At 44.7% G+C, this 21,377-nt stretch carries 18 protein-coding genes; 17 read left to right on the forward strand and 1 reads right to left on the reverse strand.

The window, feature by feature from the left end; all coding sequences use genetic code 11:
• Positions 1 to 3: 3 nt before the first annotated feature.
• The 15 genes from QNH46_RS05870 to QNH46_RS05940 all read left to right on the forward strand — a co-directional run bounded on the left by QNH46_RS05870 (position 4) and on the right by QNH46_RS05940 (position 17,400).
• Positions 4 to 849, forward strand: a complete 846-nt coding sequence (locus QNH46_RS05870) for a polysaccharide deacetylase family protein (RefSeq protein WP_283927275.1) — start codon at positions 4 to 6, stop codon at positions 847 to 849.
• Entirely contained in the window at positions 846 to 1,892 is a 1,047-nt protein-coding gene (locus QNH46_RS05875) for an ABC transporter ATP-binding protein (RefSeq protein ID WP_283927276.1), read from the forward strand. Before QNH46_RS05870 ends, QNH46_RS05875 begins: the two co-directional genes overlap by 4 nt.
• Positions 1,889 to 2,887 carry an ABC transporter ATP-binding protein gene (locus QNH46_RS05880; RefSeq protein WP_283927277.1) on the forward strand — a complete coding sequence of 333 codons (999 nt, stop codon included), beginning with the start codon at positions 1,889 to 1,891 and terminating at the stop codon, positions 2,885 to 2,887. Before QNH46_RS05875 ends, QNH46_RS05880 begins: the two co-directional genes overlap by 4 nt.
• A gap of 61 nt (positions 2,888 to 2,948) precedes the next feature.
• Positions 2,949 to 4,904, forward strand: coding sequence for a S9 family peptidase (locus QNH46_RS05885; RefSeq protein WP_283927278.1), 1,956 nt, complete (start codon positions 2,949 to 2,951; stop codon positions 4,902 to 4,904).
• 22 nt (positions 4,905 to 4,926) lie between these two features.
• Positions 4,927 to 6,093, forward strand: coding sequence for a M20 family metallopeptidase (locus QNH46_RS05890; RefSeq protein ID WP_283927279.1), 1,167 nt, complete (start codon positions 4,927 to 4,929; stop codon positions 6,091 to 6,093).
• A gap of 204 nt (positions 6,094 to 6,297) precedes the next feature.
• Positions 6,298 to 7,041, forward strand: a complete 744-nt coding sequence (locus QNH46_RS05895) for a spermidine synthase (protein WP_283927280.1) — start codon at positions 6,298 to 6,300, stop codon at positions 7,039 to 7,041.
• Positions 7,042 to 7,425: 384 nt separating this feature from the next.
• Positions 7,426 to 8,184, forward strand: coding sequence for a sulfotransferase-like domain-containing protein (locus tag QNH46_RS05900; RefSeq protein ID WP_283927281.1), 759 nt, complete (start codon positions 7,426 to 7,428; stop codon positions 8,182 to 8,184).
• On the forward strand, positions 8,181 to 8,714 hold the full coding sequence (cysC, locus tag QNH46_RS05905) for an adenylyl-sulfate kinase (RefSeq protein ID WP_283927282.1): 534 nt from the start codon (positions 8,181 to 8,183) through the stop codon (positions 8,712 to 8,714). The genes QNH46_RS05900 and cysC overlap by 4 nt, the downstream gene beginning before the upstream one ends.
• Positions 8,715 to 8,777: 63 nt before the next feature.
• Complete coding sequence (locus QNH46_RS05910; protein ID WP_283927283.1) at positions 8,778 to 9,911, forward strand: hypothetical protein; 1,134 nt, start codon at positions 8,778 to 8,780, stop codon at positions 9,909 to 9,911.
• A 13-nt stretch (positions 9,912 to 9,924) separates the two neighbouring features.
• A complete protein-coding gene (gene hisC, locus QNH46_RS05915) occupies positions 9,925 to 10,983 on the forward strand; it encodes a histidinol-phosphate transaminase (protein WP_283927284.1) in 1,059 nt (352 codons plus the stop codon).
• Positions 10,984 to 10,997: 14 nt separating this feature from the next.
• Positions 10,998 to 12,191 carry a pyridoxal phosphate-dependent aminotransferase gene (locus QNH46_RS05920; protein WP_283927285.1) on the forward strand — a complete coding sequence of 398 codons (1,194 nt, stop codon included), beginning with the start codon at positions 10,998 to 11,000 and terminating at the stop codon, positions 12,189 to 12,191.
• 4 nt (positions 12,192 to 12,195) lie between these two features.
• Complete coding sequence (locus QNH46_RS05925) at positions 12,196 to 13,122, forward strand: glycosyltransferase family 2 protein (RefSeq protein WP_283927286.1); 927 nt, start codon at positions 12,196 to 12,198, stop codon at positions 13,120 to 13,122.
• Between the two features lie 101 nt (positions 13,123 to 13,223).
• A complete protein-coding gene (locus tag QNH46_RS05930; RefSeq protein WP_283927287.1) occupies positions 13,224 to 14,501 on the forward strand; it encodes an IS110 family RNA-guided transposase in 1,278 nt (425 codons plus the stop codon).
• A 641-nt stretch (positions 14,502 to 15,142) separates the two neighbouring features.
• Positions 15,143 to 16,348, forward strand: a complete 1,206-nt coding sequence (locus QNH46_RS05935; protein WP_283927288.1) for a glycosyltransferase — start codon at positions 15,143 to 15,145, stop codon at positions 16,346 to 16,348.
• A gap of 287 nt (positions 16,349 to 16,635) precedes the next feature.
• Entirely contained in the window at positions 16,636 to 17,400 is a 765-nt protein-coding gene (locus QNH46_RS05940) for a helix-turn-helix transcriptional regulator (protein WP_283927289.1), read from the forward strand.
• Here QNH46_RS05940 and QNH46_RS05945 read toward each other — a convergent pair.
• Positions 17,379 to 17,870: a pyridoxamine 5'-phosphate oxidase family protein gene (locus tag QNH46_RS05945; protein ID WP_283927290.1), complete on the reverse strand. Its 492-nt coding sequence runs from the start codon at positions 17,868 to 17,870 to the stop codon at positions 17,379 to 17,381. The two genes, QNH46_RS05940 and QNH46_RS05945, sit on opposite strands and share 22 nt — an antisense overlap.
• 299 nt (positions 17,871 to 18,169) lie before the next feature.
• On the opposite strand from QNH46_RS05945, the gene QNH46_RS05950 reads away from it, so the two are divergent.
• Together QNH46_RS05950 and QNH46_RS05955 are read left to right on the forward strand one after the other, a co-directional pair.
• Positions 18,170 to 19,738 carry an MFS transporter gene (locus tag QNH46_RS05950; protein ID WP_283928359.1) on the forward strand — a complete coding sequence of 523 codons (1,569 nt, stop codon included), beginning with the start codon at positions 18,170 to 18,172 and terminating at the stop codon, positions 19,736 to 19,738.
• A gap of 227 nt (positions 19,739 to 19,965) precedes the next feature.
• Positions 19,966 to 21,336, forward strand: coding sequence for a J domain-containing protein (locus tag QNH46_RS05955; protein WP_283927291.1), 1,371 nt, complete (start codon positions 19,966 to 19,968; stop codon positions 21,334 to 21,336).
• Positions 21,337 to 21,377: the final 41 nt, after the last annotated feature.

Below are 21,377 nucleotides of genomic sequence, written 5' to 3' on the forward strand. Positions count from 1 at the left end.
GCGATGCATACGACTTATAACTGGCCGAATGGGAAGCGCTGCGCTGCAGCCTTCAGTATTGATTTCGACGGAGAGAGCCCTTATTTGTGGCGGACCCGGAATGCCCCGTCCAATGCCCTCGGAGAGCTGGAACAGAGAGCCTTCGGGCCCCGTCAAGGCATCTACCGGATTCTGGAGATGCTGGACCGCTTAGATCTCAAAGCCAGTTTCTATATCCCGGGCATTATTGCCGAGAAGTATCCTATGGCGGTGGAGGCCATCGCCAAAGGGGGGCATGAAATCGGCCTGCACGGGTATTTGCACGAACGGGTCGATGAGCTGGGCGAGGAGCAGGTAGAGGAAAGCATCGTGCTGGGCAAGCAGGCGCTGGAGAAGGTGATCGGTCCGAGAACGATGGGATTTCGTTCGCCGTCGTGGGAGATGACGCCCGATACGTTTAAGCTGCTGCAGCGTCACGGCATTCCTTATGACAGCTCCATGATGGGCTATGACCATCCTTATTGGATCGATGGGCTGCCGGAAGTGCCGGTTCAGTGGCTGCTTGACGACGCCATTTTTTATCGTTATTTTGGGGGCTTTTCGGGGAATCCGCCCCTAAACCCAAACACCGTGACAGATACATGGTATCAGGAATTTGAAGGGATCAAGCGTTACGGCGGGCTGTTCTTATTGACGGTCCACTGCTGGATCAGCGGCCGGGGCTCGCGGATCATTGCGCTGGAACGTCTGCTGACCCGATTGAAAAACGACCCGGAGGTTTGGTGGGCCACCTGCGAAGAGATTGCGGCATATCATGCCGGGCAGTACGCAGGACAATTTCATGAACCGCTGGGAGGGGGCTGGCTATGACGACTCCGCGGCAAACATCTTCGGCCGGCGGTAGTGCTGCTGGCACTGCTGTTGGCAATGCTGCCTCCGCTATTATGAAAATCGAGCAGCTTACTTTATCTTTTCAGCAGGAATCGGGCCCGGTGACGGCATTCCGTGACGTAACCCTGCAGCTGAATAAGGGCGAGATTCTGGGCCTCGTCGGGGAAAGCGGCAGCGGCAAAAGCCTCACTGCGCTGTCCTTGATGAAGCTGCTTCCCGCAAATGCCCGTTTTGATCACGGGGACATTACGCTTGAAGGCGTATCGTTAAGAAGCATGTCTGAATCGCAGATGCGGAACATTCGCGGCAATAAAGTCTCGATGATTTTCCAGGAGCCGATGACCGCTTTGAATCCTTTGATTCCGGTTGGCCGGCAAATTGAGGAATTATTTATCCTGCATACCAAGCTGCGCAAATCGCAGCGCAAACAAAAAGTGATCGAATTGCTGAAATCGGTAGGGATTTCCGACCCGGAGGCCCGTTTTCATCAATATCCGTTTGAAATGTCAGGCGGGATGCGGCAGCGGGTTATGATCGCGATGGCTCTTGCCTGCAATCCCCAAGTCATTATCGCGGATGAGCCGACAACGGCGCTCGATGTGACGATACAGGCGCAAATTCTGGATCTATTAAAGGAAATTAGGCGGCAATACGACACGTCTATTTTGCTGATCACACATGATATGGGTGTCATTGCTGACGCAGCCGATCGCGTGGCCGTCATGTATGCAGGCCGGCTGATGGAGGTTGGGGCAGTGGACGATCTGCTTGAATCGCCGCGTCATCCGTACACGATCGGATTACTGAACAGTATTCCGGATTTATTCGGCGATGAAGGGGCGGAGCTGAATACGATCCCAGGCGTCGTGCCGGATTTGAAAAACATGCCCGGCGGCTGCCCCTTCCACCCGCGCTGTCCGCGAGCGACGGACAAATGCAGGGAGCAGACTCCGGAGCTGGCCGAAATTCAGCAAGGACATGCGGTAGCCTGCTGGCACCCGGCAGAGGGGGAAAGAAAATGAGTATGACGGAACAGCGGGAACAGACCACTCCCTTGCTCGTTGCAGATAATATAAAGAAGCATTATAAGCAGTCGGCCAAGCTTTTCGGTTTGGGCCGATCTGTCGTTAAAGCGGTCGACGGAGTAAGCTTTGAGCTGATGCCGGGCGAGACGCTAAGCCTTGTGGGCGAAAGCGGCTGCGGGAAATCGACGACAGGGCGCGCGGTGCTGTATTTGGAACGTCCCACGGAAGGGCAAGTGCGCTATAACGGGCAGGATCTGTCCACGCTTTCGGGGGAACAGCTGCGGAAGCTTCGAAAGGATATGCAAATCGTTTTCCAGGATCCTTATTCCGCGCTCAATGGCCGTATGAAAGTTCGCGACATTTTGACAGAGCCCTTTCGGATTCATCAGCTCCATCCGGGACAAGAGGAGCAGCAAGCCAGGCAGCTCCTGGAGATGGTCGGGCTATCCCCGGCTAGCCTGGAGAAATACCCCCATGAGTTTTCCGGCGGGCAGCGCCAGCGTATTGTCATCGCAAGAGCTATCGCACTGCGCCCCCAATTTATCGTTTGCGATGAGCCTGTGTCCGCTCTGGATGTCTCCGTCCAATCGCAAATCGTAAATTTGTTCGGGCAGCTCCAGAAGGAGCTTGATCTGACGTACTTGTTCATATCGCATGATTTGTCCGTCGTCCGTCATGTGAGCGATCGCGTCGGCGTCATGTACCTGGGGAAAATGGTCGAGCTCGGCCATAAGGCTGCGGTGTTTGACCAGCCGCTGCATCCCTATACTCAGGCTTTGATGAGCGCAATTCCGATCCCCAATCCGAAAATCCAGCGGCAGCGGGAGAAGATTACGCTGCGCGGAGAGCTGCCCAGTCCTCTGAATCCGCCAACGGGCTGCCGATTTCATACCCGCTGCCCATGGGCTGTGGAGCAGTGCCGTCAGATTGAACCGGAATGGCGGGAAGCGAGACCAGATCACTGGGTGGCGTGTCATCTGGTTGACGCGTAGACGTGTTGTGATCAACTAGGTTAGCGTCGTGATCATCAAAGATAAAGGAGTTGCATACGACATGCTGCAATCAACCGATCTAGGTCGGATTACACTGCTTGGAGCGCCGGATGTGCATCCCGGGCAACGGGAAAAGCTGGTACTGGCGAAGGGAAAAATGGACATCGGACGGGACGCTTACTCCAGTCAGTTGGTCCTTTTTAATACAGCCACACGCACGGAATCAGCCCTGTTCGCAGCACCGCCGGACGGCCAAGGGTCTGCGGATGCCAGTCCGCGATGGTCGCCGGAAGGGGAACTGCTGGCCTTTATGCGGACGGGTGGCGGAAACGATGGGCTGTGGCTGTACGAGCCATCTACCGGTGCTGCCAGGCCGCTCGTAACCGAGCGTAAAGTGAAGGATTACGTCTGGGCTCCCGACGGCCGGAGTATTGTCTTTACAAGCCGGGACAACGAAGTGAACGCGACAGCTTACAAAATAAAAAGAATGCGGTACAAGCTCGATGGCGAGGGCATGACCAACGGGTATACCCATCTGTTCGAGGTGAATGTGGGGACATCCGAAATTTCGCGGCTGACTTCCGGAGAGTCGGATTACGGCAATCCTGCTTTTTCGCCGGACGGTTCGGCTTTGTATTTTACAACGGACTTCCCGGACGGCTTCGATCTGGAGAAGCGCCCTGAAATCCGCAAGTTGGACAGGGCAAGCGGCTCCATCACGGTATTGAAGCATGACGCAAGATCGGTCTCCGCCTTGATTCCGCTTTCCAATGGATCCTTGCTCGGTACGGGGAAGAGGGATACGCCGAACAGCGCTGAATTCGACAAATGGTTTTATATACAGCAGGGCGGGGAAGGACGCTGGCTGGAAGGGAACGTAGATGTGCCGCTAGGCTATCACGTCATCGGGGACAGCAAACGTATGGGTCTTAATGCGGCCGTGCATGCTGCGAATGAGGAATGTATTTTGTTCGCCGGAACGAATGAAGGCAGACAAACCCTGTACAAGCTGGATACCGCCTCTCTGGAAATCACCGCCCTTCCTCTGGAACTGAACGTCCTGGCCTTCGATGTGGAGTACGCCACGGCCGGGGAGATCGCCGTCGTACTCGTAGCCGATGCGATGGATCGGCCAGGAGAGCTGTACCGTGCGGTATGGCGTGAGCAAGGCAGTGAGACGGCGGTCGAGCGATTGACCGCTTACAACGAGGAACTGCGCCAGCAGCTGCCTGCGCTGGACATTCGCGAGCATTCCCATTTGACACCGGATGGGCTGACTGTTCAGGGCTGGACCATGGATCCGGTCAAAGAGAGCGGAGGCGTCCGACAGGGCACGATTTTAATGATTCACGGCGGGCCTCATTTGGCTTACGGCCATTCGTTTCATTATGATTTTTGGTACTTAGCTAGCCGCGGTTACCGGATTGCATTCTGCAATCAGCGAGGAAGCTACGGCTATGGCCAGGCATTTTCCTACGGAATCATTAAGGAGTGGGGAGGCAAGGACGTCCAGGATATACTGGGCTTTCTGGAAAATGCCGTCGCTTCAGGCGATACGGCAGCAGATGAACCGCTTTATTTGATGGGTGGAAGCTATGGGGGGTACCTCGTCAACTGGATCATCGGCCGCGATCACCGGTTTAAAGCAGCTGTGACAGAACGGTCAATCTGCAACATGTACAGCAAAATTGGCAACAGTGATCTCGGCTTTCAGATCAATTTATATGAGCTGGGCGGTCAGTCCGATCTTTGGAATGATGAGGATTTCATCATGGAACGCTCGCCGATCCGCTATGCCCAGGAGGTATCCACACCCCTTCTGATCATTCATGCGGAGAAGGATCACCGGGTTCCTATCGAGCAGGCGGAACAATGGTTCCAGGCATTGAAGCGATTGGGCAAGGAAGTGGAATTTATGCTGTTTCCGGGTGCCTCGCATGCGCTGGCTTCCATAGGCAGGCCACAGCAGCGCGTAGCGCGGCTTGAGGCATTGGCCGATTGGTTTGCAGTTCATTAACTATGCATAAGGAAGGTGCGCCTTGAGTAAATTGTTGGAATTTATTAACGGGCAGCGGGCTGCTTTTCTGAAAGATCTGGAGCAGCTTGTGAACATGGATTCCCCGACCGGAAGCAAAGTGCTGGTAGATCAAGCGATGGAGGTTGTCATCCAGCGGTTTCAGGAGTTGATCGGAGGGACGGTCGAACGGATTCCGCAGGATAAATTCGGGGACCAGGTCAAGCTGTATTTGAGGAAGGAAACAGGAACAACAGCGGAAACAGGAGTCGGAGCTGGGCAAATTATGCTGCTGACGCATATCGATACGGTTTGGCCGGAGGGAGAGGTGGCCAGCCGCCCTTTCAGGCAAGAAGGGAACCGCCTGTACGGGCCAGGCATTTTCGATATGAAATGCGGTCTGCTGCAGGGGCTGTATGCGATGTATGCCGTTGCGTCACAGTGTAATCCAGCTAAAAATATCGTATTGTTCATCAATACGGATGAGGAAGTCGGCAGCCCGTCCTCCAGGCGATGGATCGAGGAGGAGGCGGCGAAGAGCGACGCCGTATTCGTATTGGAGCCGGCCCTCGGTTCTGACGGGAAGCTAAAAACCGCGCGCAAGGGAGTGGGCAGATTCACACTGGAAATTGAGGGGGTTTCGGCCCACTCGGGAATCAATCACAGCGAAGGGGTGAGCGCCCTGGAGGAACTGGCTCATCAAATATTGTTCCTGCAGGGTTTGACGGATTATGAGAAGGGCTCCACGGTTAATGTCGGATTGGCTTCTGGCGGGACGGCCGTCAACGTGGTGAGCGATTATGCACGGGCCCAATTCGAGCTGCGCATTGAGTCCAAAGACGAGGCAGATCGCCTAAATCAGCTGATTAGCAATATGTCGCCCGTGTTGAACAATGTAAAGCTTCGGGTGCAGGGAGGCATGGTGCGTCCGCCGATGGAACGGGCGATGAGCCGCGATTTGTTCGCCAGTGCGCAATCGGTCGCCCGCGAGTTGGGCTTCCCTTTGCAGGAGACGGCTACGGGCGGGGCCAGTGACGGCAATTTTACCGCGGCATTGAATGTGCCGACGCTAGATGGGCTGGGCGCCGTAGGCCACGGTGCTCATGCGCTTGAGGAATATGTCGAGCTGGATCATATCGCCCTGCGCAGTGCTTTATTAGCTCATTTGATGATGGAACAGATGAAAGATTAACTCATTACAAACGTTATGTAATAAAAAGCCTATTCCTTGAAAGTGATAATGAGGAATAGGCTTTTTGTGTAGGTGCCTAGGAAGATGGAAAGCTGTAAAGGAACAACTACCGATAAAGGAATTGAAGGCCCATATAGAGAATCAAGCTAAAGAGTTATTGTTAAGTAATATCTTTCAACTCAACATAGAAGGGAATCAGAGCGCTTGAAACTGTTGTATAAGACCTTCAGTCAAGGTCATGAGGTTGCCGTATATGAAGCTGTGGAACTGGATGGGGAAAAGGGGACTTTCCGCGTGCTGCAATTTTCGGAAGAGGCGGTACAAGGGGCCATGGATATGGCTAATCCGGAGCGTGTCGTGCTGGAATACCCCCGGGCAATCTGTCATCTGATGGAATATAACCAACTCTCATTTGAACGCGTATTTCTGATTGGACATGGGATTGGCACACTCTCTAGACACTTTGCGAACAAGACGTTTGATGTGGCGGAGTTAAATCAAGCGGTCGTAGATATTAGCCGGGAGTGGTTTGGGTATTCCAAAGATGATGTGAGGGTAGGCGATGGTCGAGAGCTGTTGGAGAACGAACCAACGCATATCTTTGATTATGTTGTCCTAGATGCATTTTCACCTAAGGGGACGCCTAGCCATCTTCTGTCCAGCGAGTTCTTTCACATGGCAGCTAGCAAGCTGGAGCACCACGGTTCGCTAATCATGAACCTCATGGGCAGGGGCGAGCAGGATCAGTGGATGAATGCGATTCATAGCACGCTTAGTGAAGTGTTTCCTTATACGAAGTGTTTTGCCTTGCCTGTTGAAGGGGACAGGGATCTTCGCAATATTATTATGATCGGCAGCAAACAAAACATCCAGTATCAAATTCGGCATATGGCGGGATTTATCGAGTTTGAGGCAGGGCAGGGTTACATTATTTATGACCCTAGTTAATGAAGCGATTGAGAAATTGAATTAATGAAAGGTTGGTATTTAACTAGATAGATATCAGTTGCAACTTATTTGTGAGAAGCTGGGGATTAAAGTAATTATAAATAATCAATTTATAAAAGAAGATAAAGGGTATTATGAAAATTACATTCAGATACAAGATGATAGGGGAAGTTGGAGCTACTTGAATAGCTTGCAAGAAACATTGATTTCGAAAAGAAGCTAAGAGCTGCTGTGAAAAACGGCAGCTTTTTATTTTGTCTTGAGTAACAGAACAAGCTTCAAAAACCTGGAAGTCATAGAAAAGGATTATGGGGATTATTGATAATATCCAATTTAATGATAGAATGAAATAAATATTAAAATATCCAAAAGGTGGTGTGTTTAGTGATTATTGCCTTGTGGGCTGTACCCAGGTCGGTTTCGACAGCATTTGAGAGGGTCTTTATTGAAAGAGGGGACTTTAAGATTTTTCATGAGCCTTTTTCGGTAAGCTTTTATTACAGTTCAGAAAGAGGTCATTCGCGTTATTCAGAAGTTCAGCCACGAGATGAATATAACTATGAATTTATTCTTAATGCAGTCCAAAAGGAATCAAAAGAAAAATCAGTTTTTTTTAAAGATATGGCCTATCATTTTTATCCTAAAATGAACAAGCAAAATCTAAGCTGTTTTAAAAATACCTTTATTATTAGAAATCCTGCCCAATCTTTGCCATCCCTTTATAAGTTGCTCCCTGACTTTGACCTGGAAGAAACGGGATATCGGGAACAGTATGAATTATTTAAATTAGTTACCCAAGGATGCGGGCAGCCTCCAATTGTAATTGATGCAAATGACCTGTGTGAAAACCCCGATGCTTTAATAGAAGCATATTGCAATAGGTTAGAAATACCTCATATACCTTCCTCAACAAATTGGACTCCAAGAGAAATTCCCGAATGGAAAACATGGGAAAGATGGCATTTAGACGCAAAAGAAAGTACGGGCATTAAAAAAATAGAAGCAGATAAAGAGCAGACTATAGATGCTCATTTGAAAGGTTTTTATGAAAAGTGTTTTCCTTATTACCGCGAACTACATAAGTATCGTCTGAAGCCCTCATCAAAAGCCGTTTTCAAAGGTGAATTGGAGGAATCAAAATGAAGAATGGATTTGTACTCTGGTTCACTGGATTGAGTGGTGCGGGAAAGACAACGCTTGCAACAAGTACAAAAAAAATTTTAAAAGACTGCGGTATGAAAGTAGAGATACTAGATGGGGACATATTAAGAGAGAATTTCTCGAAGGATTTGTCATTCAGTAAGGAAGACAGAGATATAAATGTTAAGCGTACGGTCTTCATTGCTAACTTGCTTGCTCGTAATGGTGTAGTGGTTCTTGTCTCCCTGATTTCACCTTATAAGGATTCAAGACAAATGGCAAGAGAACAAATCGAAGACTTTTATGAAATCTACGTGAAATGTCCCTTGGAGATATGTACAGAAAGGGATGTTAAGGGATTGTATAAACAAGTGTTAAATGGAGGGATACAAAATTTTACTGGAATAACAGATGTTTATGAGGAACCGGAGTCACCGGACTTAGTATTGGAGACTGATAAATTTAATATCGAGGAATCTATTGAATTGTTGCTTGAATTTCTCAAAACTAGAAACATACTTTCAGCGATATAACACGATAGAACTATCAAACTATCAACCAAATGCAACTAAATTATTAAAAAGGAGTTGTGAACTTTGGATTTGCTGAAAGATTCTGATGTTGAAAACGTGATTAAGAAAGTGATGAATGAATGTTTGGCATCTCTAAATGATCGGACAAAACATATTATTAACGATAAGTTTTATGGTGATCATAATCGGATAAAACAATACATTCAAACCGACGGATCGCTTCATTTTAATTCGTATGAGGGTGTTTTGAAATATACTGAGTCTTCTGGAAACCAACCTTACTCTAAATTGATTGGTATCATTCAAATGATAGAATTGATCAGAGAAATCGTTCCTAGTTTTTTTAATAGTATTGGGGTTGATTTTTTGGGAGGATCAGGGCAACTGGTAAAAGTAGTTAACGGTTACTTAGGACAAGAGTGTGAAGGATTCTTAACGGCAGATATATCCTTAAAACAATTAATAGAAGGTTTGAGGAAAGGGTGGAGTATGGTCCCATGTAACATCGTGAAACCAGAGTCCTTAAGAAAAGAGGTTCTTGATTGGGGAATAATTGCATATGGATTTCACCATATTGCACCTGAAAACAGGTTGGACGCGTTAGAAGCTTCCTTCTCTAAGATTAAACGTGGTGGTGTGCTCTTACTTCACGATGGTTTTATTGGCAGTAGCACAATCGATATCATGTCAAAAATTGTAGACGAGTATAGTGTAGAAAAACATGAATTCCCCTTTCTAAAAATAGAGGACTTTGAAAGATACCAAAGTTATTTTGTAGAGAACCACGGAGCGAAGGTAGATAAATATAGTATATTCGACCCGATGGTTTTTTTTGGGTGCGATCTCCCTTCATTGCAAGAGGATTTTTCTACATATATGAAAAACCATTATTATTTGCAACTAAACAACCAAGAAATTTTTAATGCTTTTGAAAAAATTCTTCACGAATATTCTCTTAAAGAATTCGACATGAAACAAGCAGTCTATATAAAAAAAGAAGAAGAAAATTTAACCTCATTGAGTGCCGGATTGGTATTTAACAATGGGAGTGCTCGGAAACCATTTGCAAAGGAGTTATATGCAGGTACTTGCCCCGATGAAATAAAAAACATTTATGACAAAGTAATCGACACTCAGGAATACTGCGTAATTGTTCCGCGGTTTGCAACCGTTCTTCGTATAACTAAGAACACATAGGAGGGTGAGGTTTTTGTTAATAAAAAAAAATATTCAAAATATGGAGCCTTACATTTCAGGGTACCAGCCTTTACCGGAAAAAGACATCATTAAACTTAATTCCAATGAAAATCCTTATCCCCCATCTCCTCAAGTAAGAAAGTTTTTTGCAGAGATGGACTATTCCATGCTGAGATATTATCCGAATTCCTCCAGTCAAGGTTTAAGAGATTCAATAAGTTCTTTGTATGGAATTCCAATGGAAAATATATTATGCGGTAATGGTTCAGATGAGATCATATCACTCATTTTCAAGGTGTTTCTTAATATTGGAGATAAAATTGTTACTCCATATCCAACTTATACCCTGTATAAGACAGTAGCTGATATCAATCAGGTTCTATGCCAATATATACAGACTGGTAATGATTTTAGGATCAATATCCAAGAGTTCATCGATGAATCCTCAAATGCAATATTTATTGCTAATCCAAACGCTCAAACTGGAAGTTTATTACCATTAGAAGACATAGAATACTTGCTTCAAAACTATCGCGGGCTTGTTGTTATTGATGAAGCCTATATAGATTTTGCAAAAGAAAATAGCACCGCTTTGCCATTAATTCAAAAATACCCAAACTTAATTGTTATTCGAACCTTTTCCAAGGCCTATTCCTTATGTGGAGCAAGGGTCGGATACTGTTTTGCCGATTCAAAAATAATTAATGGCCTAGATAAGTGTAAAGAATCTTATAATGTTAATTATATTAGCCAAGAAATTGCTAAAATAGCACTTGAAGATCAGACTTACTTGGAAAATACCATCAGCGAAGTCATCAGGGCTAGAACATATCTACGAGATCAACTTAAATTAATGGAATTCGAAGTGCTACCGTCCCAGGCTAATTTTCTGTTATGTAGACCCTTAAGGGGCGATGCTAAAGAGATTTATGAATATCTTGTTAGGCAAAAAATATATGTTCGCTATTTTGATAGTGAGCGCTTAAATGATAAGTTAAGAATTTCAATAGGAACAATAACGCAATGCGACACTCTCTTGCATCACCTTCGAACATTTTATTCCATTAATTGAGGGGGATTATTACTATGGATTCTGGCGTGTCATCAAGCGTACTGCATTATATGAAAAATGGTTCATGGATACGAAAGTTATTTGATGAGGGTATTAGTTTAAAACAACAGTTCGGTGAGAACAATGTATTCGACTTCTCCTTGGGAAATCCAATTATAGAACCGCCTGAGCAATTTATTTCAGCACTGCGAGAGGAAATTATACACAATCAATCAGGTAAATATCGTTATATTCCAAATCAAGGGCTTCAAGAAGCAAGAGAACAGGTCAGTCATTTTTTAAGTGAACGCTACCATACAAAATTTTCCTATCAACATATTGTGATGACTGTTGGAGCCGGTGGGGGATTGAATGTTGCTCTGAAAAGCATTCTGAATCCTGGGGATGAAGTAATTATATTAAGCCCTTACTTTGTAGAGTATCACTACTACGTTATAAATAATGGGGGAGTAACTGTCTATTGTGACTTAAATGATCAGTTCGAGATTGATTATGATGAAATTTCAAAGGCACTTTCTGCTAAAACAAAAGCCATTATCGTGAATACTCCTCATAATCCGACTGGAACGGCATTTACTCAAGTAAATCTAAATAGGCTTGGACAGCAACTAACAGAAGCAAGCCAAAAATATGAAAAAACTATTTATATGATTTTTGACGAGCCGTATGGGCAGTTACTGTACGATGAGGAGACAGTTCATCCATTCAAAGCTTATTTGAATACCATTCTGGTCAGTTCATTCAGTAAAGATCTGGGGATCGCAGGAGAAAGACTTGGTTATATTGCAATAAGGCCCGAAATTCAAAATGCGAATTTGTTAGTGAACGCCTTCATATTTTGCAATCGTACTCTAGGATTCGTTAATGCGCCGGCATTAATGCAAAGGGCTATAGCTCGAATGGACACTTTATTTATTGATTCAACTCCATATTTAATTCGGCGAGAATTAATCATTGGAGTTTTACAAGATGCCGGTTACGAATTTATACGTCCAAAGGGAGGTTTCTTTGTCTTTCCGAAAAGTCCTATAAAAGATGACGTTGAGTTTTGTATGGTAGCAGCACAAAAATTCAGATTATTGATAGTGCCCGGCTCCGGTTTTGGTCGTGAAGGATATTTTCGTATTTCTTATAGTGTCCCTATTGATGTAATTGAAAACTCCAGAACAATATTCAGCGAGTTATTTCAATATTTCTCTAAAAGGTGAAATCATGAAGTACTCTATTATTATTCCAACATATAATCAATGTTTAGAACTTCGGGCTTGTTTGAATTCCTTTATACATCAAAATGTGGGGGACAATATATCATTCGAGGTTATCGTTATTGATGATGGATCTACGGACGATACGTCCTTAATGCTGGAAAAAATCAATGTCCCTTATGAATTGAAAAGCAAGCGTAACTTGAGGAGTAAGAATTCATCGAGATCTCAAACAAGAAATATCGGTGTCGATCTGTCTGATGGGGACGTTCTGATATTTATTGACGGTGACCATGTCGTACAACCGAATTTTATACAGTCACATCATAGATATCATCAAGTGGAACAAAATATAGTGTTATGTGGATTACGATGCTTTGTAGACCCGTCAGTATTAGAGTTTAAAAATTTCGATGTTGAAAGCCTTAATGACAAGATTATCGACTGGGACGCTAGAATAGAAATTATAAAGAAGTATTCGGGCGCATTCGGCAAAATGGCTACGGCATGGCATTTATGTTTCAGTTGCAACCTATCAGTAAGAAGAGAGCATTTTGTCAAATTGGGCGGTTTCGATCCTAACTTTACAGGTTGGGGGTTAGAAGATTGTGAATTAGGTTATCGTTTCAAAAAATACGGCCTAAAAATAGCCGCAGATCTGACTCCTGAATCCATGATTTATCATATTGGAGTACCCAAAAGGGTTTATACGGATGAGATTTTTAATGGATGGATGACTAATTACAACTATTTTAAGGGGAAATATAGCGATGATCTTTCAGTAGCATTACAAAAGTTAATAGGCGATCGCCTGAACCCACAAAAACAAACAAATGTTGATTATCTTGTGTGCTATACCAATTTCGAATGCGCATCCAAATTGGTGGAAAACAGTCCTCTGCCTGGAACGCCAATAAAGGAGCATTCCTGTTAGAAGCTTTTTCTCGACTTGAACATAAAAAGCCCTCTTGGTATGATGCGGGGTGTCAATTCGGTAGAAATGACCCCTAATTTAGATACCAAGGAGGACTCACATTGAATTTTACTCAAAACGATAAAATTAATCAAGTTTCCGAAAAGACTCTCGTCGTAGGAATGGACATCGCAAAGCGCACTCACTACGCCTGTATGGTAGATGAGCGAGGACTAGTTCTAAAGAAGTCTTTTCCCGTTTCTCAATCAAGAGATGGCTTTGAAATCTTCTACGAACGAATACTCGATGCAATGCGGAAATTCAATAAAACAAACGTCATCATTGGGATTGAACCCACAGGTCATTACTGGCTTAATCTAGCATATTTTCTTGATGAACGGGGAATCCCCCTCGTCATGTGCAACCCGATGCATGTCAGGCGCTCCAAGGAACTTGACGACAACTTACAATCAAAGCACGATGCAAAGGATGCTCTTGTTATTGCCCGATTAGTTAAAGATGGACGTTATAGCTATCCACGCATCTTGAAAGATGCAGAGGCAGAGTTACGAGTTGGCGCTACGCTCCGCGCTAGTCTTGTGGAGGAACTGAATACCGTAAAAAACAAACTCATTCGTTGGACAGATCGGTATTTTCCCGAATTCGTACAGGTTTTCCCATCCTTCGGAAAAATGGCACTTGCTGCATTGGCATGTACACCATTTCCGAGCGATGTTGCAAATAAAGAGCCAGAAGAGTTACTTAATTTATACCGCCAAGTTGAGGGGATGAAATCTCCTCAGCAGCCAAAAGCCAAAAAGCTGATTGACTTTGCTCGGATCTCTATTGGCGTAACGGAAGGACAAACGATGGCCCGTATCGAAGTCGCCACACTCGTCCAACGTTATCATCAACTGGAGAAGGAACTTGATACGCTACAAGAAAAGCTAACAGAAATTGTGCAAGCATCGGCAGAGTATGAATGGCTCAAAACAGTTCCTGGACTTGGCGATACAACACTTATCGACTTACTATCTGAAATCGGAAGCTTCTCTCACTATCAACATCCACGCCAATTAATTAAACTCGCGGGATTAACATTGAGGGAGAATTCTTCTGGCCAGCACAAAGGTCAAAAACGTATTTCTAAGCGTGGAAGACGTCAGTTAAGAGCCTTACTTTTCCGTGTGATGATGCCGATGATTCGGCATAACGAAGCATTTCGTCAATTGCACGAGTATTACACAACAAGACAGGTCAATTCATTGCGTAAGAAACAGTCAATCGTAGTTTTATGCGGCAAATTGCTCAAGGTGTTGCATGCGATCAGTACGAAACACGTGGCGTTTGATGCTAAGCAAATGATGAAGGATATTCCCGAACTTGAGCTAGCTGTGTAACGCATTTTGTTCGCTGGGTATTTAGACAACAGGATGACACGGAGAAGCCGGCAAAATAATCACCATTCGACCTTAGAGTCCCTAAAGGAGCTTCGCTAGCCTCCGCCTTATGACTAGACCGAACGAAGGAATGTAGGCGCACAAGATGCCAAGAGACATGGGAGGGTACGTCATCATAAGCAATGCGGAGATCCAAATGTGCATCGAATATAGAATGCATGACCACAACCAGTATTATCCAGTGGTGACCGCGTAGCGTACTCAATGACTGTTAGAGAATCACATTATTAAGAAACTTTGTTAATACAACGTGTCGAATAATATTTTTTGACACCTATACAAAGGCTCAAACCGTTGGTGCATCAATATTTATAGAGGGAGGTTTACCTTATCCATATCCATACCTTTGTAAACATTAGTGAATTGGATTTGGAGGCCGATATGAACAAATTATATATTGTGATAGATTACGTTCGTCATACTTTGTTAAGTCTCAGCTTACAAGATGAGGATGTCAATCGTTTTCCGATCTTATATTATGATAGTGCTTTCTATAAAAAATTCAATGTTGAGGATTTTATAAGGTCACAGCATCCGGGAGTCGAGTTTATTCAAAAGTCGTATCCAGAGGAGAAATAAACATGAGAAAAATTTTTTTTGCTTTTAGCGCAGGGATCGGGCCTCTCATCAGATGTCTTCCGATAGCTAATGAACTTAGAAAAAGGGGGAACGAAACTAGTTTTTATGCAATAGATAAGGCAAGTGATATTATGACTAAAAATCATCACATAAAATTGGATTTAGAGGCTATTAAGCCTCCAAAAGATGAACTTCTTGTAGAAAAGAACTCAACTTATCCAACGTTAAGCGTCTATTACAGTTTTTTAGGATATCAGGATTCAGAATTTGTGGGACGTAAGATTGAAGCCTGGCTACACATGATACGATCCTATCGACCCCATGTGATCGTCTCCGACTGTTGTCTGGAAGCAAGCATTGTCTCCAAAATTACAAAGACCCCCCTGCTCTTTATCAACCAGTCTGTGTTTCAAGCCGATAACCGCATTCGATTCTGGGAAGAAAACTTTGCCGAGAACGAAGTAGTTATTGCTAATATAAATAAGCTTTTTAGACAATATCAAGTTCCCCAAATTAACAGAGTGGAGGAGTTGTTCCAAGGGGATATAAATATATATCCAAGTATACCCGAGTTAGATCCTTCCGATGGACAAGACATCATTTATACTGGACCTATCATATGGGATGGCTATAATCGTGATCTGAATTACGAGAAGCGGCAGCAACGTCAAAGCTCGGATCAAAAAATTGTAACGGTATATACCGGGAGAATGAGTGATCTGGGAGGTGGAAATTCGGGAATTATCATCTTTAGAATGCTCATGAAGGTATTCAGGAATTTTGATTGTCTTGTCCGCCTCACAACCGGGGGGTTAGATGATATACCAATTCGGGATTTGCAGGACGTTCCAAGCAATGTACAAATATACAATTGGATACCTGTTTTGGATTTATACCAGGATACTGACTTAATTATACATCATGGCGGTCACGCTAGCTGCTTGTCTTCTCTTATCTACGGAACTCCTACGTTAGTTATGCCTACGCACTCTGAGAGAGAGTATAATGCGAGGAAATTGAGTGAGCTGGGGGTCTCTGAATTTATTGATCCACGCACATGTACTTATCCTGAACTTCTAGCCAAGTTACAGATGATGTTGGAGAATGCAAATTATACAAGCGCAGCCAAGAAAATTTCTGAGGCCCTTCGACAGAGGGAATATAAAAAAGAAATTTTGGCAGCTGATTTAATTGAGAGTTTATTGTGATGATCTTCTGAAAAAAATATGAGCTATTAAGACCATAGGTTTTGTAATTATAGTTTTGACTTACCATCCGTAGGGATATCTATTATAGAAGCAAGCTTAATTTCTAAGGCTCTCGCCATCCTTTGACGAGGGTCGTTTTGCTTGATAGCTCTCATATTCAGCCAGCAGTTTCATAGACCAGGTCAAATATGGAGGCGTTGATTCAGGTAGTGATACGAATTATCAGTTACTCGGTTTGATTTCTAAGTAGTCCCCTTAATTTGTGGAAGGAAAAGAGGGTAATTTCGATGGCGAAATGGGATAACATGCTGTCCATGCTTTGGATGCTGCGCTCCGGAAGGAAGCTCACCGCTGCGCAGATCGCGGACAGTTTAGAGATCAGCGTTCGCACCGTGTATCGATATATCGATGCATTATGTGTCAGCGGTGTACCGGTAATCGCAGAATCAGGCCACGATGGCGGGATTCGCATTCTGGACAGCTTTAAGGAGACGCCATTGTTCTTCAACTCTTTAGAGCTGAAGGCGCTTGTGGACGCATTTAAATTTGCGCAAGGCGCAGGTTATCCGTATACGGAGGAGTTGCAAAGCGCATTGAAGAAGGTGGAGAACGGGCTGCATGATGAGCAGCGCCATGACTTGTCCCGTCAGACAGGCGGCTTGGATGTGATTGTTCCAGCGCGTCCGCCTTCCATCATTCGGTTGCTGAGGGATCTAGAGCAGGCCGCGAAGGAGGGGAGAACGGTCCGCATCGCTTATCGTAAAGCGAATGCTGAGCAAGCATACGAACGTGAGGTTGATCCGTACGGGTTGGCTTACGACCGGAATGAATGGTACGCTGTCGTATTCTGCCATCGGTCTCAGGGGGTTCGGACGTTCCGTGTAGATCGAATCGAGTGGCTGGCGCAGACCGAATTGCGATTTGATCAGCCTCTGCATTTCTCTGCGTCGACTTACCTCCGCGACCAGTCCGAGCGAAGACGGGAGGCGGACGGACCGTTGACGGTCATACCCGCCCATATAACATGGTCTCAAGTCAAATTCACAATCTGATTCACATCCGTTCCCTCAGTATTCTTGCCTAACATTCTGCGGAATAAGAATTTGACCATTTTAAATTTATTGCCCGAATCCCAATACTCCGCAGTTTCCGCATTTACCTTGATGAGAACCAGATTAGGATCATCAGAAGTGGTTTCAAGCAGTTCCTCGTACATCGGATTCCACAGTTGTTGCAATTTCTCCTGATCCTCCACCAATTCAGCCTTACCGCGGATAGAGACAAAGGATTTTCCCGCATAGGCTACGTTCACATGTTGATTCTGAAGCAGCTCGTGAAATTTGCCGCTATCCTTTTTTGTCAGGAACCAAAGGGTCCCGTCAAACTCGGCTTCCTGGGTTTTCATGGGCCGAGATACGAGTCCCTCTTCTGAAACTGTCGTTAGCATCGCGGTTTCGATCCCTTTGATTAATTCATGGACGGTTTTGATCGCTTCATGATTGTCGGTAACAGATGTCGTCATATTTTCATCCCTTCAAAAATTTTATCTTTTATTCTGTTACCTTTCCCTAATCCGAAAAAAAGTAGTACTTTGCTGGCATTTTACATAGCGACTTGTTAAGGGGCTACCTATGGTATTTCCGGTATTTTATGAACATAAAAGAATAAAGTGGCCTCACCCTCTTATAATGGTTGCAAAGTGAATTTGAAAACACCCGCTGCAAAGGTGTATTATTGGGGTGTAAAAAAAAGGAGGAAAACTTGTTGGCTAAAAAAACCTCTCACTTTTGGGCTTTACTCTTATTCTCAATCGGCGTATTTATGGCGCAGCTTGATAATGGGATTATTAGTTCAGCGCTTACAACCATTAATCGTCACTATGATGTCACCGATAACTGGGGTGCCTGGGGCATCACCATTTATACACTTGGTCTAGCGATTAGCTTACCGGTTGTTGGTAAACTTTCCGACAGGTATGGAAGAAGGAAGTTATTTATTATAGAAATCGCCTTATTCGGTATCGGTTCCTTATTAGTTGCGCTTAGTCCTTCATTTGGCTTTTATTTAGCTGCGCGTTTCATTCAAGCGCTTGGCGGCGGCGGTATTTTTATTATTGGGAACTCACATATATTAAGCACCGTTGAACCAGGCAAGCAGGCGAAATATTTGGGGCTTTTAGGGGCGATGAACGGGGTTGCGGCTGTATTAGGGCCAAACGTCGGTTCGTTCTTACTCGACTTAACGGGGAATTGGCATATTTTATTCTTAATCAACGTGCCGATTGCTATTGTTTTGTTCATTCTCGCCTTTATGAGACTAGAGGAATCTTCCGATCCAAGTCCTGGACGGTTAGATTTAATCGGAACCATTATTTTGTCATTGGCCGTGTTATCCCTTATGTACGGTTTAACCAACATTGATATTGATTTCTGGGCCAGCTTTAAGCAGCTTGAAGTGTCAGGCTTTATTGGCGCAGGCATCGTATTATTCATCGTGCTAATGCTGTATGAGTCTGCATTAGAACGAAAGGGCAATGGCGACCCGATTTTACCGATATACTTGATTAAACAGCCTCGCTTTTTAATGGTGCTCTTGATTGGCGCTTTATCAGGCGGCATTTTGGCAGCGATGATTTTCATCCCGGCCTTCACTGAAAATGTGCTTGGGATCATGGCTGAAAAATCAGGTTACTGGATGACCCCCCTTGCATTAGCAGCAGGGGTTGGCGCAGGGTTAGGCGGTACGCTGGTTACGAAGCGCGGCCCTGTATTTACCGTTATTATATCGGGGTTAATTGCCGCCATCGGGTTTGCCTTATTCCCATTATGGATTGAATTGAAGTGGCAATTTGTGGTTTCGAGTATGATTGCAGGTGTTGGGATTGGTGTCATTTTAGGCGCACCATTGAATATTTTAGCGACTGAAGGTTTACAATCTAATAAAGGTACTGCGCTAGCTTCTTTATCCCTACTGCGCCAGATTGGCATGACCATTGCACCAACCATTTATGCAGGCTTCATTGCACGTGGCTTTAACAATATGGGGAATCTTTTTAAGAATGATTTCCAGGATGTATTGCAAGACAACATTGCAAAAGCGGACTTATCTCAGGAGGCACTTGGCGAGCTAGCGCAAGTTGGTCAACAGATGGCTGCGGGCGCTGGTGCAATCGATGCAAATCAAATGAATGAAATTGTCGGCTCGATTCAAGACCCAGCATTAAAAGAAGTGATCTTAAACAGTGTATCTGAAATTACAAGGATGGCTGCAGAGAATGGCTACGGCGGGTTATACTGGTCAGCGGCTATACTAGGTGTATTAATCATTGTGGCTTCTTTAATCTTGGTGCCGTTAAGAGGTAAGACTCCCGCGGTATCACACGTTGAATAGCTAAAAAGATGATGCGAGGGGCATAGCAAATCAATAGTGGAGTACAACAAAATTATATTAGCTTTCGGAGCCTTGAAGGATGATTCCTCTGAGGCTCTTTTTTGTGCCTAAAGGGCTAGATAAGCTTTTAAGACAGGAGGTAAACGTAATTTGATCTATCAAATGTATTGCTATGTATTGCTTAATCTATATAATATAATGCTTGATACATAATGATTAAAAAAAGGATGGCCAAGAGAGTAATGACATATTGGAACTTACTAGGGATTGACCCTACGGCGGACGAATCGGTTATAAAGAAGGCTTACGCAAGTCAATTACAGGTTTATCATCCAGAGGAGGATCCCGAGGGCTACCAGCGTTTGAGGGAAGCTTATGAATGGGCTAAGAAGCAGGCTAAAGTGCTGCAAGCTGAAGAAACTAGTTGCGATCTGGACGAGGATGAATGGCATAGCGATACATACGATATAGACATTCCAGACGATCCAGATGATGAGATTTCAGTGCTGCAATCATCTTGGCAAGCCGGCGATTTTGAATCGTCCCCGTTGAAACGTCATCCGGCTCAGGTATTTTTTGAGCAAATGGAGGAGCTGTATAACGATTTTCCGCGCCGGATGGATCCCGAGCAATGGAAAATTTTGATGGCGAGCGACTATATGTGGGGCATAGATCATCAGAGTGAGCGGTTGAGTGGGTTGCTGCGTTTTTTAGAAAAGCATCGGCATTTTCCGCGAAAAGTATGGGATGTCTTGAACCAGTCCTTTTACTTGCTGGAACAGAAAGAAGAGCTTTTTGAACTCTATGATGAGGAAGAAATAGCTTTTATCATCGGGCAAATTCAGGGAACTGCGGAATTAGGGTATGCCTGCTTTGAGGATCGACAGCTTGATTTTGATATTGAGCACTATCTCACGCTAAGGCAGGATGCTCAGACCCTACTAATGGTGGATAATCCGGTGGCGGCCAGAGATGATCTGGCGGAGGCGCATGCCATGTTCCAGGATGATCCAGATTTGCAGCTTCTGCAAGCGAAATGCTATCTGAGACTCGGGCAAAATTCGGAGGCGAAATTTTGTCTGCAGCAAGTTCTTAAGCTAAAACCGGACGAGCATGAGGCTCGCCTGTTACTTGCACACTTATCTTATAAAGAACAACGTTACGACGAGGCCATAGAGGAGTGTAAGCTGTTGGAGGAGCAAGGAGTATTAAACCAGGATGTCATGAGCATCTATGGAAACTCCGCAATTGAATTGGGACGTATTGAGCAAGCCTGGAAGCTATACAACGAAACCGAACCGATTTGGCAGGAATTTTACCATTTTCAATTTAATTTGATGTTGCTGCGGATGAGAAATAGGCATTTGTTTCCCCAAGAACATAATCCGCGACATGCGGAGTATAAAAAGAGGGTTAGAAAGTCTCAAATGTGGAACTATGGCATGCTGATGTTTAGATTAAGCTGGCTTTATCTTTTTTTATTCGTGCTTGTTTATTTTATCTTTCGCTTGCCCCCGGTATTTTTGATTGTGTTGCCCATCATACTTTGCGGAAGCGCTTGGAAGACGTTAAGAACAGCAAGGATGTTTATTACTTGATTGGAGGTTTAATTCATGGCAAGGCGATATGCTTTTGGGAA

This window comes from Paenibacillus woosongensis, assembly GCF_030122845.1.
In the GTDB taxonomy this organism is placed as follows: domain Bacteria; phylum Bacillota; class Bacilli; order Paenibacillales; family Paenibacillaceae; genus Fontibacillus; species Fontibacillus woosongensis_A.